Annotated in this window: 25 protein-coding genes and 2 pseudogenes; 11 read left to right on the plus strand and 16 right to left on the minus strand. The window is 67.0% G+C overall.

The annotated features are described in order from the left end of the window. Window positions 1-705: pseudogene (locus EET03_RS07305) on the minus strand (PQQ-binding-like beta-propeller repeat protein); the annotation flags it as partial. Between the two features lie 229 nt (window positions 706-934). Between EET03_RS07305 and EET03_RS07310 the strand changes: the two are divergent. Continuing rightward, window positions 935-1,672: an acyltransferase gene (locus EET03_RS07310; protein ID WP_075542404.1), complete on the plus strand. Its 738-nt coding sequence runs from the start codon at window positions 935-937 to the stop codon at window positions 1,670-1,672. A 19-nt stretch (window positions 1,673-1,691) separates the two neighbouring features. Here EET03_RS07310 and EET03_RS31250 read toward each other — a convergent pair whose 3' ends face one another. From EET03_RS31250 to EET03_RS07345, 7 genes are all read right to left on the minus strand, one after another. After that, the gene (locus tag EET03_RS31250) at window positions 1,692-1,877 is read right to left on the minus strand and encodes a hypothetical protein (RefSeq protein ID WP_244232273.1); all 186 of its coding nucleotides are present in this window, start codon (window positions 1,875-1,877) and stop codon (window positions 1,692-1,694) included. Window positions 1,878-2,243: 366 nt separating this feature from the next. Continuing rightward, on the minus strand, window positions 2,244-2,789 hold the full coding sequence (locus tag EET03_RS07320; RefSeq protein ID WP_075542403.1) for an anti-apoptotic protein: 546 nt from the start codon (window positions 2,787-2,789) through the stop codon (window positions 2,244-2,246). Window positions 2,790-2,891: 102 nt separating this feature from the next. Beyond that, window positions 2,892-4,226, minus strand: a complete 1,335-nt coding sequence (locus tag EET03_RS07325; RefSeq protein WP_075542402.1) for a cryptochrome/photolyase family protein — start codon at window positions 4,224-4,226, stop codon at window positions 2,892-2,894. Between the two features lie 7 nt (window positions 4,227-4,233). After that, entirely contained in the window at window positions 4,234-4,713 is a 480-nt protein-coding gene (locus EET03_RS07330; protein WP_075542401.1) for a TspO/MBR family protein, read from the minus strand. After that, window positions 4,706-6,814: an MMPL family transporter gene (locus EET03_RS07335; RefSeq protein ID WP_075542400.1), complete on the minus strand. Its 2,109-nt coding sequence runs from the start codon at window positions 6,812-6,814 to the stop codon at window positions 4,706-4,708. Before EET03_RS07335 ends, EET03_RS07330 begins: the two co-directional genes overlap by 8 nt. A gap of 176 nt (window positions 6,815-6,990) precedes the next feature. Next, a complete protein-coding gene (gene mbp1 / locus EET03_RS07340) occupies window positions 6,991-7,224 on the minus strand; it encodes a microaggregate-binding protein 1 (protein ID WP_075542399.1) in 234 nt (77 codons plus the stop codon). A gap of 482 nt (window positions 7,225-7,706) precedes the next feature. Further along, window positions 7,707-8,102, minus strand: a complete 396-nt coding sequence (locus tag EET03_RS07345) for a hypothetical protein (protein ID WP_075542428.1) — start codon at window positions 8,100-8,102, stop codon at window positions 7,707-7,709. A gap of 232 nt (window positions 8,103-8,334) precedes the next feature. On the opposite strand from EET03_RS07345, the gene EET03_RS07350 reads away from it, so the two are divergent. Beyond that, on the plus strand, window positions 8,335-8,985 hold the full coding sequence (locus EET03_RS07350) for an SOUL family heme-binding protein (protein ID WP_075542398.1): 651 nt from the start codon (window positions 8,335-8,337) through the stop codon (window positions 8,983-8,985). A 16-nt stretch (window positions 8,986-9,001) separates the two neighbouring features. On the opposite strand, the gene EET03_RS07355 is transcribed toward EET03_RS07350, so the two are convergent. Continuing rightward, complete coding sequence (locus EET03_RS07355; RefSeq protein WP_082274590.1) at window positions 9,002-9,496, minus strand: STAS domain-containing protein; 495 nt, start codon at window positions 9,494-9,496, stop codon at window positions 9,002-9,004. A 476-nt stretch (window positions 9,497-9,972) separates the two neighbouring features. On the opposite strand from EET03_RS07355, the gene EET03_RS07360 reads away from it, so the two are divergent. From EET03_RS07360 to EET03_RS07370, 3 genes and pseudogenes are all read left to right on the plus strand, one after another. Continuing rightward, on the plus strand, window positions 9,973-10,677 hold the full coding sequence (locus EET03_RS07360) for an Rv1815 family serine proteinase (RefSeq protein ID WP_075542396.1): 705 nt from the start codon (window positions 9,973-9,975) through the stop codon (window positions 10,675-10,677). A 109-nt stretch (window positions 10,678-10,786) separates the two neighbouring features. Then, window positions 10,787-11,472, plus strand: a pseudogene (locus EET03_RS07365) (phosphodiesterase). Window positions 11,473-11,544: 72 nt separating this feature from the next. Then, a complete protein-coding gene (locus EET03_RS07370) occupies window positions 11,545-12,519 on the plus strand; it encodes an SDR family NAD(P)-dependent oxidoreductase (protein WP_099194041.1) in 975 nt (324 codons plus the stop codon). Here EET03_RS07370 and EET03_RS07375 read toward each other — a convergent pair. The 3 genes from EET03_RS07375 to EET03_RS07385 form a co-directional block, all read right to left on the minus strand. Beyond that, the gene (locus EET03_RS07375) at window positions 12,516-13,760 is read right to left on the minus strand and encodes a glycosyltransferase family 4 protein (protein ID WP_075542394.1); all 1,245 of its coding nucleotides are present in this window, start codon (window positions 13,758-13,760) and stop codon (window positions 12,516-12,518) included. The genes EET03_RS07370 and EET03_RS07375 overlap by 4 nt on opposite strands. Before the next feature lie 127 nt (window positions 13,761-13,887). Further along, entirely contained in the window at window positions 13,888-15,468 is a 1,581-nt protein-coding gene (locus tag EET03_RS07380; protein ID WP_099194042.1) for a 1,4-alpha-glucan branching protein domain-containing protein, read from the minus strand. Next, window positions 15,465-16,289 carry a class I SAM-dependent methyltransferase gene (locus EET03_RS07385; protein WP_099194043.1) on the minus strand — a complete coding sequence of 275 codons (825 nt, stop codon included), beginning with the start codon at window positions 16,287-16,289 and terminating at the stop codon, window positions 15,465-15,467. Before EET03_RS07385 ends, EET03_RS07380 begins: the two co-directional genes overlap by 4 nt. A gap of 273 nt (window positions 16,290-16,562) precedes the next feature. Here EET03_RS07385 and EET03_RS07390 point away from each other — a divergent pair, with 273 nt between their 5' ends. The 3 genes from EET03_RS07390 (at window position 16,563) to EET03_RS07400 (ending at window position 19,965) form a co-directional block, all read left to right on the plus strand. Then, the gene (locus tag EET03_RS07390; protein ID WP_075542391.1) at window positions 16,563-17,363 is read left to right on the plus strand and encodes an electron transfer flavoprotein subunit beta/FixA family protein; all 801 of its coding nucleotides are present in this window, start codon (window positions 16,563-16,565) and stop codon (window positions 17,361-17,363) included. A gap of 35 nt (window positions 17,364-17,398) precedes the next feature. Continuing rightward, window positions 17,399-18,355, plus strand: a complete 957-nt coding sequence (locus tag EET03_RS07395; RefSeq protein ID WP_063471974.1) for an electron transfer flavoprotein subunit alpha/FixB family protein — start codon at window positions 17,399-17,401, stop codon at window positions 18,353-18,355. A 350-nt stretch (window positions 18,356-18,705) separates the two neighbouring features. Then, window positions 18,706-19,965, plus strand: a complete 1,260-nt coding sequence (locus tag EET03_RS07400; RefSeq protein WP_099194348.1) for a cytochrome P450 — start codon at window positions 18,706-18,708, stop codon at window positions 19,963-19,965. 61 nt (window positions 19,966-20,026) lie between these two features. Here EET03_RS07400 and EET03_RS07405 read toward each other — a convergent pair whose 3' ends face one another. From EET03_RS07405 to EET03_RS07420, 4 genes are read right to left on the minus strand one after another with little or no spacing between them, the layout of a single operon-like run. Beyond that, complete coding sequence (locus EET03_RS07405) at window positions 20,027-20,989, minus strand: alpha/beta hydrolase (protein WP_075542390.1); 963 nt, start codon at window positions 20,987-20,989, stop codon at window positions 20,027-20,029. Between the two features lie 5 nt (window positions 20,990-20,994). Further along, window positions 20,995-21,474: a hypothetical protein gene (locus tag EET03_RS07410; RefSeq protein ID WP_075542389.1), complete on the minus strand. Its 480-nt coding sequence runs from the start codon at window positions 21,472-21,474 to the stop codon at window positions 20,995-20,997. After that, complete coding sequence (locus EET03_RS07415) at window positions 21,471-23,276, minus strand: flavin-containing monooxygenase (protein ID WP_075542388.1); 1,806 nt, start codon at window positions 23,274-23,276, stop codon at window positions 21,471-21,473. Before EET03_RS07415 ends, EET03_RS07410 begins: the two co-directional genes overlap by 4 nt. Beyond that, window positions 23,269-23,907 (minus strand): TetR/AcrR family transcriptional regulator, encoded by a 639-nt coding sequence (locus EET03_RS07420; protein ID WP_075542387.1) that lies wholly within the window; start codon window positions 23,905-23,907, stop codon window positions 23,269-23,271. The genes EET03_RS07415 and EET03_RS07420 overlap by 8 nt, the downstream gene beginning before the upstream one ends. Before the next feature lie 130 nt (window positions 23,908-24,037). On the opposite strand from EET03_RS07420, the gene EET03_RS07425 reads away from it, so the two are divergent. From EET03_RS07425 to EET03_RS07435, 3 genes are all read left to right on the plus strand, one after another. Continuing rightward, window positions 24,038-24,901: a GNAT family N-acetyltransferase gene (locus tag EET03_RS07425; protein WP_075542386.1), complete on the plus strand. Its 864-nt coding sequence runs from the start codon at window positions 24,038-24,040 to the stop codon at window positions 24,899-24,901. After that, window positions 24,898-25,719 (plus strand): lysophospholipid acyltransferase family protein, encoded by an 822-nt coding sequence (locus tag EET03_RS07430; protein WP_075542385.1) that lies wholly within the window; start codon window positions 24,898-24,900, stop codon window positions 25,717-25,719. Before EET03_RS07425 ends, EET03_RS07430 begins: the two co-directional genes overlap by 4 nt. 138 nt (window positions 25,720-25,857) lie before the next feature. Continuing rightward, window positions 25,858-26,751: an amidohydrolase family protein gene (locus tag EET03_RS07435; protein WP_099194350.1), complete on the plus strand. Its 894-nt coding sequence runs from the start codon at window positions 25,858-25,860 to the stop codon at window positions 26,749-26,751. The last annotated feature ends 148 nt before the right edge of the window (window positions 26,752-26,899 follow it).

The following is a 26,899-nucleotide window of genomic DNA, read 5'->3' on the forward strand; positions in this document are numbered from 1 at the left end:
CACCACCCCCGCCCCCGGCGCCCCCGGCTGCCAGACACCAAGCACTACCGTGCCGTTGACCGCTGAGAAAGCCGGGGCGTCTGCCACCGGACAGCCCATCCGTGCCGGCGCGCAGTCGGCCAGTCCGCGCATCGGATCGGCCGGATCGACACCCTCGACCAGATCCACCGGGCTGCCGACCACCCTGCCGCGGTGGGTATCGAAAACCAGCACCTGCCCGAGATGGGTTGCGACGAGCAGGTGGCCGTGCCCCACGAATCGGGGAGTGGTCGGCATCCCGATCACCGGTTGACGCCAGCGTGTCCACTGGGTGACCGGAAAGGCCACCATCGCTCCCGGCTGTCCGACGTAGAGGTTGTCGAAGCCGTCCAGTAACGGGCCGGCGAAGCCGCCGCCCTGCACCAGCCGGACACACCAGCGCTGGCGGCCGTTGTTGTTCTCCCACTCCATCAGCGAACAACCGGCCGGGGTCTGCGCGCTGATCGCCAGGTAGCCGCGCGCACTCAGCGCCGGCCCGGCCGCCAGGCTGCCCTTGACCGAACGCGTCCACGCCAGCCTGAGCTTGCTGGCGCCGCTCGTGGTGGTGTAGCTGCTGTTGGCGGCATCGCCGTATTGCGCGGGCCAGCCCAGTGCCGGCGCCGCATCCACCCAGGAATCCGTGTTGCCGCAACCGCTGAGCCCGACCGTGAGCACGGCGGCGAACATGGCTGTCAGGAGACGTCGCGCAAGCACCTCGACCTTTCGCAGTCCTTTCGCAGGGTTCCCCAATCCTTCCCCAACATTGGTCGCCGGCAGGCGAGTCCGGCCGTTCGGCATAGCAGCCATCGGGTACAGGTGAGGGTAACGCGTGGCGGCTCGCGTGTGCCTGACTCCTTCTCGGGACGCTGTGCGTCCCGCTCGATAGCCTTCGGGTCGTCAGGCTAGGCTTCCCGCCATGACGACCATGTGGGGTGCGCCGCTGCATCGCCGCTGGCGTGGGTCGCAATTGCGAGACCCGCGCCAGGCCAGGTTCCTCACGCTGGCATCGCTGAAGTGGGTAATAGCCAACCGTGCCTATACCCCGTGGTATCTGGTGCGCTACTGGCGGCTGCTGAAGTTCAAGCTGGCCAACCCGCACATCATCACCCGGGGCATGGTGTTCCTCGGTAAGGGGGTGGAGATTCATGCGACGCCGGAGTTGGCCCAGCTGGAGATCGGCCGCTGGGTGCACATCGGGGACAAGAACACCATCCGCGCCCACGAGGGCTCACTGCGTTTCGGCGACAAGGTGGTGCTCGGCCGGGACAACGTCATCAACTGCTATCTCGACATCGAGATCGGGGCCTCGGTGCTGCTGGCGGACTGGTGCTACATCTGTGATTTCGACCACCGCATGGACGACATCACGGTCCCGATCAAGGACCAGGGCATCGTCAAGTCGCCGGTCCGCATCGGGCCCGACACCTGGGTCGGTGTGAAGGTGACGGTGCTGCGGGGCACTTCCATCGGGCGCGGCTGCGTGCTGGGATCGCACGCCGTGGTCCGCGGCGTCGTCCCCGACTATTCGATCGCCGTCGGCGCTCCGGCCAAGGTGGTCAAGAATCGGCAGGTGGCCTGGGATGCGTCGGCAGCTCAGCGGGCAGAACTGGCCGCTGCCCTGGCCGACATCGAGCGCAAGAAGGCGGCCCGCTGAGAACCCGTCCGCAACCGGACTACCTCCGCTGGCTGGCGGCGTAGTCGTCCGGGCGATTCCTCTTCATCCAGACACGCAGTGGCCAGAAGAGCGCCCACAGGGTGGCGTACACCGTGTAATAGAGGGCAGCCGAGGCCAATACGGTGAACAGCCATGCGGGGTAGCTGAGGATCAAACAGAACTGCAGGAACTGTTTGATGCCCACTGGGTAGCCGCCGGCCAGCGACAGCAGGAACAGGGGTTCATTGCGGTGAGCATCCGCTGGCCGGTTGAGGGCTCGACGGTCTCGGGTGACGTCGGGGCTGCGGGTTGCTCGCCGGTACTCATCGATACTCCTCGGTCTGCTAGCGGCTTGACCAGCTTCCGGCGGAAGCTCGGATGTCCCGAATCGCCTTGACGGCAGTCTGGTTCATAGGAATTGCGGCCACACCGTTGACGTGTGCGGTCGACATCGCCGGCGTGCGGGGGGCCGGCGCCGGTCGGTGACGTGGCGATGCTTCAGCCGGCGCATGCCAGCTGCACCATCGCCCGGCATCAGCGGCTTCCCGGGGCACGCGTCATGTCACCGGGTCTATTCGGGGTGGTCGTCGACCTTGAAGTCGAAGTTGACATCGCCGGCGTCGACGCTGGCGACGGTCACGTTGACGCCGTACTTGTCGCTGCCGTCGGTGAGTTGGCAACGAAGTGTGGCGCCCACTACCCCCTTCAGGTTGTCGGGGCAGGTCACTGAATCAGGCTTTCGGCCCACCTGCTGGGTCAGCTTGTTGCTGATGATGGAGGCGACCTGGTTCTTGTCGACTGTCTCCACCATGTCGAACTTGACGTCCTTGCCTTCGACACTGGTCACGGTGACGTTGACGTTGTAGGTCGAGTCTTTGACTTTCATCTCGCAGTTCAGCTGCGCGCCAACCTTTGCCGGCAGGTCACCCGGGCAGGTCACGGATTCGGGCTTGTTACCGGCGGCGTCGGTCATCTTGGCTCTGATCTGGTCGGCGACGTCGCTCTTGCTCACCGAATGCGACGACGATCCGATCGAACATGAGCAGGCTCCGGCGCTGGCCATCAGCCCCAAGGCAGCGCCTGAGATCAGCAACGCGCGAACGATCGAATAAGCCATATCGCCTCCCTGCTTGGGAACACCGGGACAACTGCGAATCGGCTGATAATTACATGCCAAACAGCCTCTCCGAAAGCGAATCCGGGAAATACCGCGCGCCGGTCAGCTCATGCCACGGTAGCGGCGCAGCGCCTCGGCGCGCTCGGTGCCGTGGTCCACGATCGGCGGCGGATACCCGGACGGGCGCTTGCCTGTCCGGAGGTGGACGTCGGCGGCGGTACTCAGCTCAGGCACCCAGCGGCGAATGTAATCGCCTGAGGGATCGAACTTCTGGCCCTGCGTGGTCGGATTGAACACCCGGAAATACGGCGCGGCGTCAGTACCGCATCCCGCACACCACTGCCACCCGTGCTGGTTGCTGGCCAGGTCGCCGTCGGTGAGTTGATCCAGGAACCAGGCCGCCCCCCACTGCCAGGGCAGATGCAGGTCCTTGACCAAGAACGATGCCGCGATCATCCGGACCCGGTTGTGCATGAACCCGGTCTGGCGAAGTTGCCGCATCCCCGCGTCGATCAGTGGAAACCCGGTTTCGCCGGCCTTCCACACCTCGAAGAGGTGTTCCGCCCGGCTGCCCGTATCGGTCCGGATGCGGTCGTAGTCACTGTTCCAGTTGCGCCAGGCGCTGGCCGGGCGGTCATACAGAACCGCGGCATAAAAGTCGCGAAAAGCCAACTCGCGCAGGTAACTTCGGGCACCGGCACCGCTGAAGTCCTGGCCGGCGACCGTGGTCCGGGGGTGGATGGTGCCGTACTTCAGGTGTGCCGACATCCGGCTGGTGCCGTCGAGGTCAGGCCGGTCGCGATCCTGGGCGTAGCGTTCCAGTCCGTCGTCGACGAAGGCTCCCCACTCCCGAAGAGCCGCGGCCTCGCCCGCAGCCAGGTCAAGCGGCGCACCGGGGTCGGGGATTTCGCAGTGTTCGACGGGCACTTGCGCCGGATCCAGCCAGCGCGCACAGTCGCGGCCGGTACGCGCCGGCGACGGCCAACCCACCTCGCTCCACCGGCGCAAGAACGGGGTGAACACCCGATATGGCGTCCCGTCGTCTTTGGCGACGCGTCCGGGTGGCACCAGATACGGCGTTCCCGTCGCCACCAGCGGAACGCAGCCCAGCGCCGCGCGCACCCGCTCGTCGCGGCGCCGGCCGAACGGCGCGAAATCCTCGGAGATATGTACCGCCGATACCTCGATTTCCTTGGCAATTATGGGAATTCGTTCTTCGGGCCGCCCGCGGGTCACCAGCAGCCGGCCACCCAGATCGGCGCGCAGTTGCCGCAGCGAATCGCCCAGATACTGCAGGCGGCGCCGGCCGGACGACGCCTCCAGACGCGGATCGAGGATAAAGCAGGCGAGCACCTCATCGTCGGCGGCGGCAGCGGCCAGCGCCGGATGGTCGCGCAACCGCAGGTCGCGACGAAACCACAAGAGCGCCCGCGTCATCGGGCGGTCAGCGGTTGAGCCGCCAGAGGTGGGTGGCCAGCACGGTGGCGAAGGCCGTCCACAAGGCGTAGGGAAGCATCGCCAGCCCGGCGCGTCGATCGGCTTCGGCGGTGCGGCGCACCAGGTCGGCGCTGCTGGTCGCCAAGACCGCGGCGCCCACCGCGGACGCGCCGAGTTTGTGGAACCGGAAGAACAGCCAACTCCATCCGCCGTTGAGCACCAAGTTGATGCCCAGCGCGGCGACATAGCGGCGCGCCTTGTCGTGGTATCCCGCTGCGCGCAACCGGTCGAGGGCCACCGCGGAACTGATGGCGATGTCGCCGTAGAGGGTGGTCCAGACCATCGGGAAGGCGATGTTTGGCGGCTGGTACGCGGGCTTGCGAAGCCGCGGGTACCAGCCGGCGGTGGATCCCGGGCTGGCGATGCTTCCGGCACCCGCCGCCGCCGTGACGGCCAGCCCGGTAGCGGTCAGTGTCGACTTATTCATCCAATCCTCCGTTCGCTGGTGAGTAGGCCGGATCATGTTGATATCTAGCCATATTCGGGAAAGTGGGCCACCAGATACGATCGCCGATCAGGGTGAACAAAGCCGGGATCACCAGGGTGCGCACGACAAAGGTGTCCAGCAGGATTCCCAGGCCCACGATGATCCCTATCTGGGTCAGCGCAATCAGCGGCAGCACGCCCAAGACACAGAAAACAGCGGCCAAAACGATTCCCGCGCTGGTGATGACGCCACCGGTGGCCGACACCGCGCGGATCATTCCGTCGCGGGCGCCGTGGTGTGCGGCTTCCTCTCGGGCGCGGACGACCAAGAAGATGGTGTAGTCGACCCCGAGCGCGGCCAGGAACAGGAAAGCGAACAACGGGGTGCTGTTGTCCAGTGCCGCGAATCCGAAGACGTGGATGCTGGCCCAGCCACCCAGTCCCAGTGCTGCCAGCGCGCCGAGAATGGTCGCGGCCAGCAGGGTAGGCGGCGCCAACGCGGCTCGCAGGAGCGCGTACAGAACGAGCAGGATGACCATCAGGATCGCCGGAATCAGCACCCTGCGGTCGTGGGCCGCCGCGTTGCCGACGTCGAGGGCTTGGGCGTCGGCGCCGCCCACCAACGCACCGGGGGATGCTGCGGCGGTCGAATTGCGCAGTGCTGCAACGATGCTGAACGCCTTCTTGGATGCCGGCGGCGCATCGATCACCACCGACCATTTCGCCAAACCGGTCGTCGACCTACCCGACTCGGTCGCCGACACCACTGCGGGTGTGGCGCTGATCGCCTGCTGCACCTGCCGCACCTGTGCGGCGGGGGCCACGACGATCGTCGGGCTGGCCAGTCCGGCCGGAAAGTGCCGGTCCACGATGTCGAACCCGGTCACCGAATCGGCCTTGACCCGGAATTGCTCGGTCTGCGACAAACCGGTGCGGGTGCCGACTAGCCCGGTGGCCAGCAGGGCCAGCAGCGCGATGGTGGCCGCGGCGACCAGGGCGGGACGGCGGGCGACCCGTTCGGCGACGCTGTGCCACAGTCCGGATTCGAGGGTCGCGCCGGCATCCGGCTCCGGGATGAAGGGCCAAAACAGTCGCCGGCCGCTCAATGCCAGCAGCGGCGGCAGCACCACCAGCACCGACACCGCGGCGACGAGCAGTCCGCATGCCGCCAGCGCACCCAGGCTGCGGGTGCTGGGGGTAGCGGCAAAAAGTAGCGTCAGCAGCGCCAGCACCACGGTGGCGTTGCTGGCGACGATCGCCGGCGCGGCCATGCGCACCGCGCGGCGCAGGGCGCCACGGTGTTCTGCGTGTCGCCGAAGTTCCTGGCGGTAACGCGAAATCAACAACAGCGCATAGTTGGTGCCGGCGCCGAAGACCAGCACGCTGGTGATCCCCGAGGTAGCCCCGTCGAAGCTCAGCCCGGTCACCGAGGCGACCGCGGTTCCGGCCGCCGCGGCAAGTCGGTCGGCGAACCCGATCACCAGCAGCGGCAGCAGCCACAACACCGGTGATCGGTAGGTCGCGATCAACAACAGCGCGACCACGGTTCCCGTGACAGCCAGCAGCGTGACATTGGCGCCGGAGAACGCGTTGGCGATGTCGGCGCCGAATGCCGGGCCTCCGGTGACGTGGGCATCGAGATCTGCCGGCAGCCCGCGGTGCGCGGCGGCGCGCAGCGACGTGACCGCGTCGGTGAGTTCCAACCCGGAAAGACCGGTGCTGATCGTGATCACCCCGATGGCCGCTCTGCCGTCGACCGACACCTGCACGGGTAGCGGTGCCGGCGGCGCGCCCGGTTGGGCAGCTGCCTGCATCCGATCTCGGACTTGTTCGGCGGGTTTGAGATCGGCGCCGTCCAGAACGGCCCCGTCGGCGCGGGTGAGGACCACCAGCAACGGAGCGCGGTCGCCGCCGGGGAACTGTGCCGACAGCGCCTCGACTTTGGCCGAAGCGGAGTTGCTCGGCACCGATTGCGGTGCCTGACCCGCCGCGGCATTGGGGCCGATAAACACCATGAAGCCGATACCGAACAGGGCAACGCCCAACGTGATCAGCCATGACCGCCTGCCGGTCACCGCAGCCGCGAGCCCGTCCCATACCACGCCGCAAGCATTTCAGTTATTTAAGTATTAAGCAAACCAACCACCATGCCGGCCCGCGTCCGGCCGCGCGGCGGCGACCGCAGAAAGGTGTTCGAATACCTTGTACGCCAATGCAAGTCGGCGACAACCGGCGGTGGGCCCGGCCTAAGTCCGGTCGGGCCCACCGCGTCGACGAACTATTGGTCGGCCTGCTGTCGTTCTTTTGCGGCCTTCGCGCCGGCACGGGCCGATTCGGCCGCGGCCTCCTTTTTGGCGGCCTGGCGTTGGGCGTCGGCCTTGTCCTGCTGGGCCTTTGCTTCCTGCGCGAGCCGATCATTGCCGGTCACCAAACCGATGACTTGCTTGATCGCGCCCTTGACGCCCTCGACTATGCTGCTGACGGCTTCCAGGGGTCCACTTCTGCTTGCCATATCTGCCTCCCGCTGATTTCTCGATTCGGCGGCATTACCCCGCCCTCGATCTCAATTTCCCGTTAAGCCTCGTGAGGAAACCTTCGCGGACCCCAAGGTCTTCCGCCGAGGCCGTCGAAATGCGGGCTGAGCTCCGCAGACGGGCGCGGCAGGGTGATCGGCGTCTCCGGCGCGACCCTGAATCACCGAGACTGGCCGGCCGGTAACGCGCGGCATCCGGCCGGAGTTTCGCGCACCGGCTATCGGGTATGTGGGTGGGGTGAACGCGAGAGAGGCAGCCCGGCGCGTCCGGCGCGCAGAGCGCACGGTGCTGCGGGTGCAACGGCGACTGTGGTTGGCGCAGCTGGTTCTGCCGGCGGCTGCGATCACGACGGCAATTGTGGTATCCGTTGCGGCATGGACGATGTGGCAACGGACGTCTCGTCAGCGTCGGTCCGAAAGCCTTTCCGCCGCGGCCCGGCCCGCCTCGGTCGCCGCTGCGGCTACTGAATGCCCTTGAGCGCGGCCAATAGCCCTTCAGGGTCTGCGACGGTCACCGTCAATGCGGAGTGGTCTCGGAGTCCCAGCACCCGGCGAACAGGCGGTTCGAAGTGGACGCACACCCCGGCGCGCGCGTTCGTGCCGAAGGTGAGTCCGTCGTCGACCATCGACAGCCGGGGGCCGACCGCGGTCCACCATCGATACGGGCCGGTGATATGCGCGTCGCGGACGCTCGACAACGGCGCTTCGACACGAAACGGCCCGTAGCGAGCCAGAAAACGGCCGTCGTCCGTCAGCGTCACGCCCTGGCTTCCCGGCCACCGAAAGGGCAGCCACATCGCAGCCAGTCGAGGATCGTAGCGATAGGGAAAGTGCCGTCCCCGGTTCTGCGGTTTCATCGCACGGCTCCCGTCTTGCGCCTTCGCGCCACAGCTGTTCGTACCGAGGCTACTGGCCGTGGCATCGCGGTCTACACCGGCTCCGGCGCGGTACGGCGCGGTGGCGTTGTCGCTGGAAATAAGATTGCTGAGGAAAAAGCAAAAAGCGACGGCCATTCGATATTTTCAGAGCCGACACGTCGGGCTGGTCCGCGCAGTTAGGCCGTGAAGCACACGAAAGGTAGGTCCGCAGATGCTGGGATGTGTCGCGCCACTGCTGACCCAGCTCGTCGAGGCGGCCGGCTCGGTCGTCGGGGTGCGGGTCGGGACCGAGAAACCGCCCCATACCGTAGAGCAGCTCCACGGCGGACTACAGATCCGCCGTTACGGCCCACGAATCGCGGCCGAAGTCGTCGTCGGCGATACCGAGGAAGGCGCCCGCAATCGCGGATTCCGTGCACTGGCGGGTTACATTTTCGGCGCGAATCACGCGAATTCAAAAATCGCGATGACGGCTCCGGTCAGTCAGCAACGGGCCGGCGGAGCAGCCAGCGCAGGAAAGCGCTTCGCCATGACGGCCCCGGTAGCACAGCAAGCGGGCGGCGACGGCACCTGGGTGATCCGGTTTTTCATGCCGGCCAAGTGGACGCTGGATACCCTACCCACGCCAGACGACGAATCCGTCGAACTCGTCTCGGTACCGGCGCAGGAGTACGCCGTGCTGCGTTTCAGCGGTGACCGCGGACCCGGCGCCGTCGCCTCACACACCGACGAATTGCTGACTCTGCTCGACGGCACCGAGTACGCGCCGGCCGGTGTGCCGGTGGCGTGGTTTTATGACCCGCCGTGGACGCTGCCGTGCTTGCGGCGCAACGAAGTTGCCGTTCCGGTGACGAGGCGGTGACCGCTGCGGGCAGGTCCTAGCGGCGATCTCCGGAGACTTGCGCGAGCGGGGTCCGGCGCTGCGGTTCGCGTTGTTTGACCAGTCCGGCAACGAACTGACGGCGCGAGCGGATGACGTCCTCGATCAACTGCAGAGCCTCGGCAACCGAATCGGCGACAGGCAGACCGTGATTGATGACAATGCGCAGTAGCGGTCGCATCGCAGGACCCGCGATCACGCTGCAGTGCAGGCCGGCTTTGTGGTGTTCGTGGTTGAGCACCAGAAGAGCCCGAAAACCGTCAACGCTGAGGAAGTCGAGATGGCTCAGGTCGAGTATCAACGGCGCCTTCACCCGCGCGAAGCGCCGAATTTCGTGGGCAATGCGCTCGGCGTTCGACGCGTCGATCTCTCCGTCGATACGCACAATGGTGGCCAGGCTGCGCGCGTAAACGTATAGTCGCGCCCCGGCGCAGTCGACCACATAGCGGCAGCGGGGTTGTTCTGGTGGGCTGATAGCCCCTAAAGCAGTCATATTCTTCGAGCCCATCGAGTGTGGTGGTGGGCGCGGGAGCTACAGCCTTTGGGACACCGCCCCCGCGGTGGTCAGCTGTGAACTCAACCTCGTCGAAAAGCCTAACGCCGGCAGCCGCGGCGCGGTGGCCGTGGGCGGACCCGACGCGAACCTCGGAGAGGCAATTTAAGGCCAGCGGCACAACAGATTTCGGCCCGGCAATATCGGTCGGGGAACCAGAGCGAGTCTTCGCTTTTCGGCTACCACCCGCCAATCCCACTTCGCTAGCTGACCTTCGACCGGAGGCCCGTAACCGACCGGTCCGCGACCAGATCGCCGCCGGAAAATGTGCTCGCCACTGCCCTCGTGTTTCTGCGCTATTTGGGTTTCACCGCGCCGGCAAAGGGGTAATCTGAGCCCGCTGGGCGACTTGTACAGCGTGGTAATTGACGGCTGCGGAAGTTGCCCTCGTGGAGGCGAGGAATGGTAGCGGCCAAATGGAAACCGTGTGGTACGGATTTCGCCATTCCGCGGTAGCTATAGCGATCGCGTTGGTGGCGCTCAGTGCGCCGGCGCCGGCTGCGGCCAAACCCGGTGTCACGGTATTTCCGGGCATGGAAATTCATCAGGGCGCCATGGTGTGCACGGTGGGGTTCGTCGAACCGCGGCTGCGGATCGCGGTGAGCGCCGGCCGCTGTGACGAGGGGTCCACCGTGACCGACAGCAAGGAGAACGTGGTCGGTACCGTGATGCTCGCCCGGCGCGGCACCGTCAACGAACCCGCGGCAGCCGACTCCGCAGCGGGCGTCGAATACGAAGTCATCACACTGGCCCCCGAGGTGATCGCCTCGGAGCTGTTGCCCGGCGGGCGTCAGTTGCAGCCCATTCCGGGATTCAGCGTGCAACCGGCGCTGCCGGTGTGCCACGCCGGAATATCCTCCGGGCAAGTCTGCGGCCGGGTCAGCTCGGTCGGAAACGACGGGTTTGCCATTGCCGACATGACTGCAGACCAACGCGACCTGGGCGGGCCGGTATATACGCTGACCGACGACAACCGCGCCGTCATTGTCGGACTGCTCGACGGGGCGCGCGGCTCAACGCTATGGGCCTATTCCTGGCAGGCGGTCATGCGGCAGCTCTACATCGACGCACGGTCGGCTGGCCCAATACAGCCGCCCTTGGGACACACGATCGGCCGGTGAACGACGGAATTCGAACGGCGACAGACCCGAAAGCAGCTGCGCGGCAGCGTCGATAACCGGTGATAGCCGGTGCTGGTTTCGCACTGCCGAGAAGGGGAACCCGGCGCGGATGACTGTTTCCGATATCGTCGCTCGGCCTTTTCGGTGGGGATCCGCGATCCGCGGTAGTCGAATCTTCCACCCGGTCGGCGTCATTGCGTCCGGTTCGATCGAACGCGTTGCGCCGCCGTCCAACGGGCTTCCGGTCCCGTCGTCCGACGTCGTGGCCAGGGTGTCGAAAGCAGGTGGCACGCACGCCGGGGTCCCTGCCCGACTTCATCGGGCTGGCCCTGCGGATCGCGCCCCCGCGGGGTCGATGCGACGCCGTGGGACATCCTGTTGGTCTCCGCGGGATCTGGTGTCCTGACCCGGGCGCTGGCGCTGCGGCCGGTCATATTGTGGACGGGCCAATCCATGACCACCCTCATGCCGTTGCGCTACCAGGCAAAGTACTGGTGGCTACGAGCGCGAATACTGACCGATATCAACGGGTTTGGCCTGTCTCTCGGCAATTTTCGGGAACGAATCAACGACGGTGGCGTCGAAGTGGCCCTCGACCAGGCCTGCGGCAGAGCCAATTTCGAGAAGGTGGCTCACCTGAGGCTGACCATCGTCATCAGGCCGGGTCCGGGTAACGACGTGTCGTTCGATCCGGTGATCAATACCGCGCCCGGGTTGCGGCTTTCTCCGCGATGGCTGGCGGATCTGCGGGGTCGCGCCTACGCGCGCAGCCGTGACGGCCGAGATGCCGGCTGAGCCGCCAGCGGGCTGCCGCTGGCGGATAGGCCGGGTAGGCCGGGTAGGCCGGGTAGGGAAGTATGGTGCGGTATGAGCGTTTTCGGCCGGCTGCGCCCGCTGCTCGACACGGCCCTCGACCGGACGGTCGTGCCCGGTTACACCCGCATCGGCTATCGGCTTCGCCGATCGGGCTGGGTGGGTGACCCGCCGCCGGGTGCCCTGCGGGGCCGCACCGCGCTGGTCACCGGCGCCAATCGCGGCCTGGGCAAGGCCATCGCCGCGGGCCTGGCCGGGCTGGAAGCGACCGTGCTGCTGACCGTTCGCGACCGCGAGAGCGGCGAGCGGGCACGCGACGAGATCGTCGCCCAATCGGGCGCCGACGTGCGGGTGGAGGTGTGCGACGTCTCCGACCTGGACGCCGTGCGCACCTTCGCCGCCGACCTGCGCACCCGGGTGTCGCGGCTGGACGTGCTGATCCACAATGCCGGATTGCTGCCCGCCACCCGCGACGAGACCGACGATGGCCACGAAATCACCTTGGCCACACATGTTTTGGGACCGATACTGCTGACCGAGCTGCTGGCTCCGATGCTGGCCGCATCCGACGACCCGCGGGTGATCCTGATGTCCTCCGGCGGGATGTACACCCAGTCGCTGCCCGTCGAGGACCCCGAATACCGCATCGGTCGCTACCGCGGTGCCGTCGCGTATGCCCGCACCAAACGGATGCAGGTGGCATTCACGCCGATCCTGGCCCGCCGCTGGGCCGACCGGCACATCCGGGTGTATTCCATGCATCCGGGTTGGGCCGATACTCCGGGCGTAGCGTCGTCACTTCCGGGTTTTCGCGCAGTCACCGGGCCGTTGCTGCGCACCCTGGACGAGGGCGCCGACACCGCCGTGTGGCTCGCCGCGACCAGTCCCGCACCACCGACCGGCACCTTCTGGCACGATCGCCGGCCCCGACCCGAGCACTACCTGCCCAGGACCCGGTCCAGTGACCACGATCGCGACTTGCTGTGGCGGTATTGCGCCACAGCGATCGGCCTGGATGGTACCGACTAGCGGTCCGGCAACGCGTGCTCGGCGATGGGCAGCCGGGGCAGTAGCTGCCGTTCGCCGCGTTTGGCCGCCAGATACACCTGAGCGGTCTCTTCGGCGACGGTCCGCCAGTCGAAGTCGGACGTGAGCCGGTCGCGGGCGGCGCGGGCCCGCTGCTGCGCGGCGGCCGGGTCGGCGAGCACCGCGCACACCGCTGCGGCCAGTCCCGCCACGTCGCGGGGCGGGCACGATATGCCGGTCACCCCGTTGATCACCGCTTCACCCAGGCCGCCGATGTTCGACGTCACCAGCGGGGCGCCGGCGGCGGCGGCTTCCAAGGCGACCAACCCGAACGGCTCGTAGTGGCTCGGGAATACCGCCGCATCCGCCCGGTGTAACACCGCCAGTAGTTCGGTGCGGTCGAGGTGTCCGACGAACTTGGTTGCCTTGAGTACCCGGTGTTTACGGGCCTGCTCGACCAGCCAATCCCGTTGGGTGCCCTCGCCGGCGATGGTCAGGGTGGTACCCGGATGGGCGCGCCTGATCCGTGGCAGCGCGGCGATGGCGTCGTGCACCCCCTTCTCGTATTCCAGCCGGCCGACGTAGAGCAGCTCGGGCGCCCCGGTGCGCGCGCGTCGGACCGCGAATGGCCAGCGCGCTGCGTCAATACCGTTGCGGATCACCGTGGTTTCGGCCAGGCCCGGACCGAACAGCTCGGTGATCTCGTCGCTCATCGACGCCGAACACGTGATGAGCGAATCGGATTCGCGCACCAGCCACGACTCGACCGCGTGCACCTGACGACTGATTGTTCCGGCGACCCAGCCGGAATGCCGCCCGGCTTCGGTCGCGTGAATCGTGGAAACCATTGGCACGTCGTAGAACTGGGCGAGCGTGATGGCCGGATGCGCCACCAGCCAGTCGTGGGCGTGCACGACGTCGGGACGCCACGGCCGGTCGGTGCCGTGCCTCTTGAGCGACAGGCCGGCCCGGATCATCGCATGACCCATCGCCAGGGTCCAGGCCATCATGTCGCTGCCGAAGCTGAATTCGTGCGGATCCTGCGCTGCCGCGACCACCCGCACCCCTTCGCTGACCACATCGGACGACGGGTGGGTGCTGGGGTCGGTGCCGGCGGGCCGGCGGGACAGCACGACGACGTCGTGGCCGACCGCGGCCAATGCGGTTGAGAGATGGTGCACATGGCGGCCGAGCCCGCCGATCACCACCGGCGGGTACTCCCACGACACCATCAGGATTTTCATCGAAGCGGCCCCCCATTCCGTCGCCGAAACTGCAACCACAGCGCGGCTTCGACCCCCGAATAGCCGCTGAGCGCAGGATGGATGCGGCCAGCGCAGTCCCGGCCGGCCGGCGGCCCCGGCAAAGCCGTCATCGGGGCAGCCTTCGGGCATCCAGAGCGCCGAAGAGACCGTCGGCGCGGTTCCATCCATCGGCCAGCCGCTGCGCGTTGTCGCGCCGGCCAGAAGCCAGCGCCCCGGCGATCTCGCGCGTCGCATGGGCGTGCAGATGCGCGCGATACCGGGCATAGTCGGCGGCCGAGTCCTTGCTCACCATGAACGGCCAGTCGCTGGACACGGTCAGCAGCGTCTCGCGCAGGATCTGATCGGCGACATGATCGCGGGGGATCGGCCCGTCCAGCGACGCCGTCTGCGCTAAAGCCTTGTCGACGGTGGTCAAAGCGGTGTCGATGACTTCGGAGTTGAGCTGGACCAGGTCGGCCACCTTCTCGCCGTTCCACACTTGCCAGTCTTTGCCGGAACCCCAAGAGCTGGGCGGCAATTCGACCGGGTCGCCGACGAACCCGTCATCGAGCGCGTCCCGCAGCGTGCCGACTCGCACCCCGGCGGCCGGCAACGCCCGCAGCACCCGCGCCAGCCATGTCGGCCCCTCATACCACCAATGACCGAACAATTCGGTGTCGAAGGCGGCGACCACGTGGGCGGGCCGCCCGATCCGCTCCGACTCGGCAATCAGCCGCCCGCGCACCAGGTCGACGAAGTCGGCGACATGAACGTCGACCGCACGATCGGCCCGCTCGGGGTCATAGGGCGCCTTGGCATCCGATGGCACATTGCGGCCGGTGACCCGGGCCGGCTTGAGACCCGTCAGATGGTCGTAGGTGTGGAAATCGCGGTACGCCGCGTGTCCCGGGTAACCGGATTTCGGCGACCACACCCGGTAGCTGACCTGCAGGTCACGCCCGAACGCGACCACGTCGGTGTCGCCGACCGGCCGGCCCAGCGCGGTGTCCCCGTGCAGCGACGGTCCGTCCACCATGAAGTGGCTGACTCCCGCGGCGGCGTAGTCGTGCTCCAGGCCGGGGGCGTAGGCGCATTCGGGCGCCCAGATGCCGGTTGGGCGCGCCGCCATCCGCAACCACGCGTCGGCCAGGCCTTCGCGTAACGCGAACTCGCGCAGCCGGGGATTCAGCAGTGGCTGGAATGGGTGCGCCAGCGGGCCGCCGAGCAGCTCCACCGCGCCGGCGTCGATCAAGCCGCGCAGCAGCGGGCTGCCGCCGTGACGCCACAGCGCCGCGAAGTCGTCAAGTGCTTGGTCCGCCTCGATGCACTCGCGAATCCCGAACGCCCGCAACGCTTCCGGTGCACAGGACTGATAGTGGGCCGATTTCGAGCGCGGCGCACACCGCAGGCTGGTGGCTTCGCTGGCGCGCAAGCGCCAGTTGGCCAGCCAGTGGTGCATCCCGTCCAGGCAATACGGGTCGTCGAGCTGGGCGTTGACCACCGGGGTCATGCCGAGGGTGAGCAAGCCGCGGCGGTCTTCGCCGGCCAGCTCACGAAGCACCCGGAACAACGGCAGGTAGGCGGCCGACCAGGATTGGTAAAGCCACTCCTCGCCGACCGGCCACCGGCCGTGGTGGGCCAGCCATGGCAGGTGGGTGTGCAAGACCAGGGTGAACAATCCGGGCACCCGGCTTGCGGGTGCGTTCACGGCCGCACCGCGATCGCGATCAGGTCCAGGCTGTCTTGAATGTCGTGGCCGTCGTCGTGGGTCACCATGTCGAAGTCGGCCGTCGTGACCGCCGCGACGTCTGCCACCAGCTCGGCGGGCCACGGCGCGTCGGCGAGCGCCCGCTCGATCTGGGCGTCGATGATCGAACCGCCGTGGCGGGCGTCCATCTCGCGCAACCGCGGCCCGTGAAACAACCCGTACCTGGCCACCTCGGCGAAGCCCGCGTCGACCAGCAGTTCGATGAGTTCGTCGGGATTGAGCTCGCGGGTGTGGAAGGGGTTGATCGGGGTGTCGCGGCCGGGCGAGAAGGTGATCCGATTCGGGGTGGACACCATCAGCAGGCCCGACGGGCGCAGCACCCGGGCGCACTCGCGAACGAAACCGCCCTGGTCCCAGAGGTGCTCGATGACCTGGAAGTTGATCACCACGTCCACCGACGCGTCGGGCAGCGGCAGCTCTGCCAGGTTGGCCTGCATCACGTCGACCCGGGGATAGCGGCTCCGGACATGTGCCACGGCGGTCTCGTCGTAGTCGATCGCGACCACCCGGCGGGCCACCTCGGCGATCAGGTCGGCGCCGTAGCCCTCACCGCACCCGGCTTCCAGCACGTCACGGCCCGCGCAGCGGGGCGCCAGCCGCTGATAGACGACCTCGTGGCGGCGGAACCAGTAATTCTCGACGTCCAGGTCGGGGATGGTGCGTTCACCCGTCAAGGTGAGCACCGTCGGGCTCGTCGGAGAGACCGCCGGCGGGGAGTCGGTCGGGGTGTTTCGGGGACGGCCGGGGACGAATGCGCTCATTGTTAAGGCAGGCTAACCCGTACCGCCCGATTCGCGAACCGCGCACCGGTTACGGGCGGTCCGGCGGGGATGCGAAGCGTACCGACCAACGGGCCGTAGATCCCCCGTTTGCCGGGGTGACCGGGCAATCCGGCAAATACGACCCGCTATGGTGTGAGGGCAGACCGCAAAAAGTTACCGTCTAGTAACATGCCGGGTGCGGTTGCGAACCGCGTGACCGAGGTCCGGCGGCCGAGCGCTGCCGGACGCCTTCGAGGAGGACGAGCCACACTCATGACAAACATCGTGGTCCTGATCAAGCAGGTCCCGGATACCTGGTCGGAGCGCAAGCTGACCGAGGGTGACTGGACGCTCGACCGTGAGGCCGCCGATGCGGTCCTGGACGAGATCAACGAGCGCGCTGTGGAAGAGGCGCTGCAGATCCGGGAGCGGGAGGCAGCCGACGGCGTCGAAGGGTCGGTGACGGTGCTGACCGCGGGCCCCGAGCGTGCCACCGAGGCGATTCGCAAGGCGTTGTCCATGGGTGCCGACAAGGCCGTGCACCTCAAGGATGACGGGATGCACGGCTCCGATGTCATCCAGACCGGGTGGGCGCTGGCGCGTGCCCTGGGCACCATTGAAGGCACCGAGCTGGTGATTGCCGGCAACGAGTCCACCGACGGCGTGGGCGGCGCGGTGCCGGCCATTATCGCCGAGTACCTCGGCCTGCCGCAGCTCACCCACCTGCGCAAGCTGTCGGTCGAGAGCGGCAAAGTCATCGGTGAGCGCGAGACCGACGACGGTGTGTTCACCCTCGAGGCCACCCTGCCCGCGGTGGTCAGCGTCAACGAGAAGATCAACGAGCCACGCTTCCCGTCCTTCAAAGGCATCATGGCCGCCAAGAAGAAAGAGGTCACCGTGCTGACCCTGGCCGAGATCGGTGTCGAGGCCGACGAGGTGGGGCTGGCCAATGCCGGGACCGCGGTGTTGTCCTCAACACCCAAGCCGCCGAAAACGGCCGGTAAGAAGGTCGCTGACGAGGCCGAGGGCGGCAACCAGATCCTGCAGTACCTGGTCGGCCAGAAAATCATCTGAACCAGCGCTATTCCGAGACGAGAGCGATATAACCCATGGCTGAAGTACTGGTGCTCGTTGAGCACGCTGAAGGTGCGCTGAAGAAAGTCACCTCCGAATTGATCACCGCCGCCCGGGCGCTGGGCGAGCCGGCGGCCGTCGTGGTCGGTGCCCCGGGCACCGCCGCGCCGCTGGTCGACGGACTGAAGGCGGCCGGTGCCGCCAAGATCTACGTCGCCGAGTCAGATGTCGTCGACCAATACCTGATCATGCCGTATGTCGACGTGCTCGCGGCGCTGGCCGAGTCCTCGGCCCCGGCCGCCGTGCTGGTGGCCGCCACCGCCGACGGCAAGGAGATCGCCGGCCGGCTCGCCGCCCGGATCGGGTCCGGCCTGCTCGTCGACGTGGTGGACGTCAAAGAGGGTGCGGTGGGCGTCCACTCCATCTTCGGTGGCGCGTTCACCGTCGAGGCGCAGGCCAACGGCGACACCCCGGTGATCTCGGTGCGCGCCGGCGCCATCGAGGCGCAGCCGGCCGACGGCGCGGGTGAGCAGGTCAGCGTGGAAGTGCCGGCTCCGGCCGAGAACGCCACCAAGATCACCTCCCGCCAGCCCGCGGTGGCCGGCGACCGGCCGGAGCTGACCGAGGCCACCATCGTGGTGTCGGGTGGCCGCGGCGTCGGCAGCGCCGAGAACTTCAGCGTCGTCGAGGCGCTGGCCGACTCGCTCGGTGGCGCCGTCGGCGCATCCCGTGCCGCCGTCGACTCCGGCTACTACCCGGGCCAGTTCCAGGTCGGCCAGACCGGCAAGACGGTGTCCCCGCAGCTCTACATCGCGCTGGGCATCTCCGGAGCGATCCAGCACCGCGCGGGCATGCAGACCTCCAAGACCATCGTCGCGGTCAACAAGGACGAGGAGGCGCCGATCTTCGAGATCGCCGACTACGGTGTGGTCGGTGACTTGTTCAAGGTCGCTCCGCAGCTGACCGAGGCGATCAAGGCCCGCAAGGGCTGATCTTCCCCGCGCGAGCCGCCCGCCAGGTCGTTGCGATCCCGGCGCGCGGCTTTCTCCCACCGTGTTTCACGGCCCCGCGGACCGGGCATTTCCGGTAGCTGAATAATCGGTGCCCCCGTGCGGCCGCAGCTCTTGACTGCGGTCGCTCGCGGTGCCCATAGTGGATTCAATCAACTGATCGATTAGTTGACACGGCGGCCGGCTTGCTGCGCCGGCCGATTGGGGAGGAACCGAATGTGCGGCGCGGGCACGTTCGCCCGACGGCGGAGGACCGCTCGGGATTGTCGCCACGACGGTTGTGTCGCCGGCGAATGCACACGCGGGTGCGCGTGCCGGCCGCAGGCCAGCCGATGACCTGCCCGAGCCTGCCTGTCGGCTTCGACTTCACCGACCCCGACATCTACGCCGAGCGGTTGCCCGTCGAGGAACTCGCCGAAGTGCGCCGCCTCGCGCCGATCTGGTGGAATGACCAACCGATCGGCAAGGGCGGCTTCAACGACGGCGGCTTCTGGGTTGTCACCAAACACAAAGACGTCAAAGAGATTTCGCTGCGCAGCGATGTCTTCTCCACCTACGTCAACACCGCGATCCCTCGGTTCCCCGACGACATGAAGCGGGAGAACATCGACATGCAGCGGGCCGTGCTGCTCAACATCGACGCCCCGCACCACACTCGGCTGCGCAAGATCATCTCGCGGGGCTTCACCCCGCGGGCCGTCGGACGGCTGCGTGACGAGCTCGACCGGCGCGCGCACCACATCGTCAAAAGCGCTGCGGCGCAAGGCTCCGGCGATTTCGTCGAGCAGGTTTCCTGCGAGCTGCCGCTGCAGGCGATCGCCGGCCTGCTCGGGGTGCCGCAAGAAGATCGAGCCAAACTGTTTCGCTGGTCCAACGAAATGACGGGCAGCGAGGACCCCGAATACGCAGATATCGACGCCGAGGCGTCGTCGATGCAGGTGCTGGCCTATGCCATGCACATGGCCGACGTGAAGTCGAAGAACCCCGGCGACGACATCGTCACCACGCTGATCCGCGCCGACATCGACGGCGAGAAACTGTCCGACGACGAGTTCGGGTTCTTCGTCCTCATGCTGGCGGTGGCGGGCAACGAGACCACTCGCAACTCCATCACCCAGGGCATGATGGCATTCACCGAATACCCCGACCAGTGGGAGCTTTTCCAGCGGGAACGTCCCGAGAGCGCGGCCGACGAGATCGTGCGCTGGGCTACCCCGGTGACCGCGTTTCAGCGTACGGCGTTGGCAGACACCGAGGTTTCCGGTGTGCAGATGCGCAAGGGCCAGCGGGTGGTGATGTTCTACCGGTCGGCCAATTTCGACGACGACGTCTTCGACCACCCGGACACCTTCGACATCTTGCGAGACCCCAACCCGCACGTCGGCTTCGGCGGCACCGGCGCGCACTACTGCGTCGGGGCCAACCTGGCCCGGATGACGATCAGCTTGATCTTCAACGCGATCGCCGACTACATGCCCGACTTGAAGCCGATTTCTCAGCCCGAGCGACTGCGATCCGGATGGCTGAACGGCATCAAGCACTGGCAGGTCGACTACGGTGTCTGCACGCGCGGTTGCCCCGTCGGTCACTGACCACGCATCGTCTGATCGCCAAGCTACTCAACGCATTCCGGGCAGGCGATCGCAAAGTGCCTTAGATGATCTGCAGCCTGCGCACGCGGTCGGCGATCACCCGCCGGGAAACCGCGGCATTGGGAGCCATCCCCTCGAACGCGTGCGGACAACCGGGATGCACATGCAACTCGGTCGGGACACCGGCGGCGGCCAGGCGGCGCGCGTAGGCGACGTCCTCGTCCCGGAAGATGTCGAGGTCGCCCACGTCGATGTATGTGGGCGGCAGCCGCGAAACATCGCTGGCCCGCGCCGGAGCCGCATAGGAACTGACGCCGTGGGCGCCGGCGCTCTGGCCCAGCAGGGCCTGCCAGCCGGTGATGTTGTCGTCGTAGGTCCAGGTCACGAACGGCACCAGTTCAGGGTCCGGTAGCGCGGTGCGATCATCGAGCATCGGATAGACCAACAGCTGCTGGGCGATTGCGGGGCCACCGCGATCGCGAGCCATCAGGCACACCGCGGCGGCCAGCGCGCCACCGGCGCTGTCGCCCATGACCGCCACCCGGGCCGGATCGACGCCCAATTCGCCGGCGTGGCCGTGCAGCCATTCCAAGGCGGCAAAGCAGTCATGCACCGGGACCGGATGTGCAGACTCCGGTGCGGTGCGATAGTCGACGAGCAACATGGGCACACCGGAAGCGGCGACGTAGCGTCGCGTGAGCCAGTCGTAGAGGCCGCCCAGTTCGCGCATGCCGAAAATCATTCCGCCGCCGTGCAAATAGAGCACGGCACTACCAGGCGGTTGCTCCGTCGTCGCGTGGTACCAGTGCAACGTCAACGTGGCACCGTCGTCAGTGTCCACCGCATGGTGCTGCACTGCTACGCCGGTGATGGGCGGACGGGTGGCCATGAGCTGGTCGACTGTGCGCTTGCTGTTGGCTCGCCGGGTGGTCACATCGCCCACCGGCGGCGGCTCGGATTCGGTCCCGCCCGTATTCAGCAACGCCAGCTCGGCGAGCACTTCCTGATCGATCTGCAGGCCCACGGTGGTCAGGCCGGAACCGGGTCGGCGTTGAAATCGGCGACCAGGGAGTCGATGGTGATCTGGGCGACGACATTCATGCCGGCATCGTAAATCTCGTAGAGCAACGCGTCGGGAGAGTCGGGGCGAGCCCCGAAGTAGACCAGGCCGCCGTCGTCGCCGCCGCGCTCCAGATGCGGTTTTTGGTCGTTGCCGGTCAGCGCATAGTCACCGGCACGCCGGAAGCGATGATTGCCGATCGAACCGTCTGATTCGACATCCCACAGATGTTGCTCGCCGGCCAGCACGATGATGCTGGTGGTGGCTGCGTGGCGGTGGATCGGGCAATGCCCGCCGTCACCTTGCCAGCGCACCACCATGTCGAGGGTGCCGGCGTCACGGTCGTAGCCCAGGATGGTGTAGTCGTGTTGGATCTTGTATTTCGACCCCGGGCGTCCGGTCACCTCCTTCCACCGGTAGCGGGAGGCGTCGAACGTGCCGTTGATCATGATGCGACTTCCTGATCGGTGGGTGCCGAAATGCGCATGGCGAGGCCGTCGAGCTGGCCTGCCTCCCGCCACGCCGTGAGGATGTCGGTGTATTCCGTTGGGCTGCCGAAGAAAAAGCTGTCCTGCCGCAATCTGGCGCTCACCTGGCCCTCGCGGTTGTAATAGCCCGGGGTGCACGCCTCCCGCCGTCCGGCTATCACGGTCGAGCGCTGCACGACGGTGTCCACCCAGGACTCTTCGGCCTCGGCGGTCGCCTCCACCTCGGTAACGCCGTGCTGCAGCGCCCACGCGATCACCCAGGCCACCTGCTGGGACTGGGTGTCGATCAGATAAGGAAAGTTCACGGTAAAGCCGGACTGGGCAATGCTTTCGATGAAGCAGTTCGGAAAGCCATGAACGTGCAGGCCGTGGAAGGTGCGGATACCGTCGGCCCACTTGGCGGTCAACGTCAGGCCGTCGCGACCGATCACCTCGAAACCGGTCCGCTGGGAATACTCGGTTCCGACCTCGAACCCGGTGGCGAAAATCAAACAGTCGAGCGGGTATTCGACGCCCTCGACGACGACACCGTGCTCGGTGATCTGCTCGACACCCTTCCCGTGGGTATCGACCAGGGTGACGTTGTCGCGGTTGAAAGCGTGCAGGTACTCGTCATGGAAGCAGGGCCGCTTGCAGAAATACCCGTACCAGGGCTTGAGCGCCTCGGCGGTGGCGGGATCGGCCACAATCGCGTCTATGCGTGCCCGGATCTCTTCCATCTTCGCGAAGTCGGCCAGCTCCAACGGCGATGCCTGACCGGGCACCGCGGACGCATTGTGGCGCACGATGGGCAACTTCTTGGTCAGGCTGGTCCACGCGTCGTCGACCAGGTCCTCGTCGCATTCGCCTCCGGCGGTAAGGATTTGGAAGTTCTCGATGCGACGCCGCTGCCAGCCCGGCTGCAGCGAGTCCGCCCAGTCCGCGTCGGTCGGCCGATTGGCCCGTACGTCCACCGTTGACGGGGTGCGCTGGAACACGAACAGCTGCTGCGCGGCCTCAGCCAGACGGGGCACGCACTGGATCGCCGTCGCGCCGGTGCCGATGATGCCCACCCGCTTGTCGGAGAGCCTCTCGAGACTCTTGCCGGTGTAGGTGTAATCCCAACGGCTGGTATGAAAAGCGTGGCCGCCGAACGTTGCTATGCCGTCGATGCCGGGTAGCTTCGGTTTCTGCAGGTACCCGTTTGCCATCGCCACGAACCGGGCGCGGATCGTGTCATGGCGGTTGGTGGCGATTACCCAGCGGGAATCGCTTGGGTCCCAACGGATCTCGGTGACCTCGGTGTTCAGCCGCGCGTTGCGGTAGAGGTCGTAGTGCTCGGCGATGCGCCGGCAGTGGGCGAAAATTTCGGCTCCCTTGACGTACTTTTCGGTCGGGACGTAGCCGAGCTCCTCCAGCAGCGGCAGGTAGATGTAGGACTCGACGTCACAAGCGATGCCGGGGTAGCGATTCCAGTACCAGGTGCCGCCGACGTCGGCCGCCTTGTCGATGAGCCGAATATCGTCCACGCCGAGTTGTCGGCACCGCGCACCGATGAGCAGTCCGCCGAAACCCGCACCGATGATCGCCACGTCGGTCGTTTCGGTGATCGGATCGCGGGAAAAGCCTGGATCAGCCCACGGGTCGTCGCCGAAGCGGGCGAATGCGCCCGCGACTTCCACATATTGGCGTATCCCGTCCGGTCGCAGGCGCTTGTCGCGTTCCTGTTGGTATTTGGCGCGCAGCGCATCGGGGTCGAATCCGTTCCCGGCGAACTCAGTCATGATCGACCTCTCCACTGTCTTGGGTGTCTTGGGGTTCTGCGGCCAGCCCGCGGCGTACCAATCGCAGGTAGGCGTCGACGACTTCTGCCTCCCGGCCCGCGTCGCTGACCAGGTCCTCGAGGAACCGATGGGCGCCGACCAAAAAGTGTGCCTGCGCGGCGATCTCGACGTCGTTCATCGCCCGTACCGAGCCAGCCGCGATGCCGTCGCGCAGCCGCGCCGAAATCAGCCCGACCCAGGCGTTGATGCCTTGGCGATACAACTCGGGCTCGAGAAACCTGATCTCGTCGACCAACCGGATATGCCCGGGGTTGCTGCGCACGTAGTCGACATAGGCCAGCAAGCCGGTGCGGTGACGTTCGAAGAAATCACCGGCGTGCTGCGCGGGTTGATCTTCGAAGGCGGCCAGCCGCGCGAAGAAATCCGACATGAGCTTGCGCATTGTCGCCCGCAACAGCTCGGCGCGCGAACCGAAGTGGTAGTGCAGGTTTCCGACCGCGGTGTTGGCCCGCGCGGCGATTCCGGTCACCGATGCCCGGTGCAGTCCGCGTTCACTGGCCTCGGCCAGCGCGGCGTCGAGAATCGAGGCGCGCGTCCGGTGGCGCTTTGCGTATCCGGGAACGTGGGCCACGGCACAAGATACTGGATCAATTTTCAAAATTCGGCAAGGATTCGGTGCTGCGACATGTTGTCACCTGACGTGCACCGGCCCGTCACAGCGCCGATGCCGATTAGCTGACCGGCTGCGTCACGTTGGTGGCATGAGCATCGCTTCTGTCCTCATACCCAGCGACAAATCGAACGATCCGGCGGCCGGATCATCCTCGGGACCACGCTATTCCCTGTTGCTGACCACCGACGACGCCTTGATCGAGGCCGCGCAACAACTTCGATACGACGTCTTCAGCAGCACGCCCGGGTTCGCGGTGCCGTCGGCGATCGATCACCGCGACGTCGACCGGTTCGACGAGTACTGCGACCACCTGCTGGTCCGCGACGACGACACCGGTGAGCTGGTGGGCTGCTACCGGATGTTGCCGCCGGCGGGTGCCATCGCCGCGGGGGGTCTGTATACCGCCACCGAATTCGACGTCCGCGCATTCGACCCGCTGCGGCCGTCGTTGGTCGAGATGGGCCGCGCGGCGGTGCGCGACGGTCACCGCAACGGCGCGGTGGTGCTGCTGATGTGGGCGGGCATCCTGGCCTACCTGGACCGATGCGACTACGACTACGTGACCGGGTGCGTGTCGGTGCCCATCGACGGCCTGGAGGGCGCGGAAGGTCACCCACCCGGCAGTCAGATCCGCGGCGTGCGCGACTTCGTGCGGGTCCGGCACGCCGCGCAGCACCGGGTGTACCCCTACCGGCCGGTGCGCATCGGGGGTAAAGGCCTCGACGACATTGCCCCGCCGCGGCGTCCGACGGTCCCGCCCCTGATGCGTGGCTACCTGCGGCTGGGTGCCCGGGTATGCGGCGAGCCCGCGCACGACCCGGCCTTCGGAGTCGGCGATTTCTGCGTGCTGCTGGGCAAGCGTCACGCCGATACCCGTTACCTGAAGCGGCTGCGGTCGGTGGCGGTGGCCTCCGAGATGGCCGGCGGGATGGCCGGCGGGGCGCGCCGATGAACGGTTTCGGGCACTGCTGGCTGCCTCGCGCATCATGTGATGTCAGCTGCGTGGGCCATGGCGACACCGCCGGTTTTGCGCGGCTGCGGGTCGCGCTGCGCCTGACGCTGGCGCTGCTGTTGGCGCCGGGCCTGCCCCTGCTCGGCGTGCCACTGCCCGGTCGCACCCACGTGCAACGCGCCTACTGCCGGTTGGTGCTGCGCTGTTTTGGCGTCCGGATCACCGTGTCGGGCAACCCGATTCGCAACCTGCGCGGCGTTCTGGTGGTCAGCAATCACATGTCGTGGCTCGACGTCTTCGCAATCGGTGCGGTGTTGCCCGGGTCGTTCGTCGCCCGTGCCGACATGTTCAGCGGACCCGCGATCGGGATCCTGGCCCGCCTGCTGAAGATCATCCCGATCGAGCGGGCCAGCCTACGCCGGCTGCCCGAGGTAGTCGACACCGTCGCCCGCAGGCTGCGCGCCGGTCAGACTGTCGTGGCCTTCCCGGAGGGCACCACCTGGTGTGGGCTGGCGTCGGGAAGCTTTTACCCGGCGATGTTTCAGGCCGCCGTCGATGCCGGGCGCCCGGTGCAACCCCTGTGGCTCACGTATCACCGCGTCGACGGCAGCGTGTCGACCACTCCCGCCTACGTGGGCCAGGACACGTTGGCACGGTCGGTGTGCCGGGTGCTCGCCGTGCGCCGCACGGTGACCCGGGTGCATGTCGGGTACCTGCAACTGCCGGGTACCGATCGCCGAACGTTGGCCGCACGGTGCCGGTCTGCGGTGCATGCGGGGGCGCAGCTCCCGGGGCACCGGCCGGCGCTGGTGGCTTGAGGCCTTGAGCGCAACGCCCTAACCGGTTGCGACTACACGCCGACAACCGCGGCAACAGGGTAAGTTTCGGCGAAGCGCGGCGTTCGCCACCCAACTGTTGTCGCGGAAGGGGAAGACGTGCCTGACAAAGTCATCGACATGTGGGCGCCGATCGTGCCGGCTGCCGAGATCATCGACGACCTGTGTGCCGGTTTTCCGTCCGAACAACTCCGGTATCTCGAAGTGTTCACCAAGACGCCGGTCACCGCCGAGCAGTTCAACGCCTACGCGGAATCGCTTCGGCGAAGCGACGATGACATCCTGGCCCAGCTCGATGCCGCCGGCATCTGCCAGAGTCTCATCACCGGCTTCGACGAACGCTCCACCTGCGGCGTGACGTTCGTGCACAACGAGTCAGTAGCCGCGCTCGCCGCCCGACACCCGGACCGGTTCATTCCGTTCGCCGGGGCCGACATCATGGGCGGCGACGCGGCGCTCGACCAATTCGGGCACTGGATCACCGACCGTGGATTCCGCGGACTCAGCCTGCGGCCTTTCATGATCGGTCGACCGGCATCGGATTCCGCATACTTCCCGTACTACGCCAAATGTGTCGAACTCGGAGTGCCGCTGAGCATCCACACTTCGGCCAACTGGACCCGGACCCGGCCCAGCGACCTCGGACATCCCCGCCACATCGACGATGTGGCGTGCCGCTTTCCGGAACTGACCATCGTGATGAGCCACGGCGGCTACCCATGGGTGCTCGAGGCATGCCTGATCGCCTGGAAACACCCCAACGTCTACCTCGAACTCGCTGCGCACCGACCCAAGTATTTCGCCGCACCCGGCGCCGGCTGGGAGGCACTGATGCGATTCGGGCAGAACACGATCCGTGACAAGGTGCTTTATGGCACCGGAGCGTTCCTGCTGAACCTTCCGCACCGGCAACTCTGCGACGAAATGCGGGCACTTCCCCTGGACCCGGGCACCCTCGAACAGTGGCTCTGGCGCAATGCCGCCCGGTTACTCGGACTATCCGACGTCGACTGACGCTGCCGCAGTCGCCGCGCGGCTCGTGTCCGGCGGCCCGCCGCCGTTGCCCGCTGCCCGAAAATTCCGGGTCTTCGGGCCCGGCCGGTATCGTGGGCCGAGTCATGGTCTACCTGGATCACGCCGCCACCACCCCGATGCACCCCGC

The organism is Mycobacterium innocens, assembly GCF_900566055.1.
GTDB lineage: Bacteria > Actinomycetota > Actinomycetes > Mycobacteriales > Mycobacteriaceae > Mycobacterium > Mycobacterium innocens.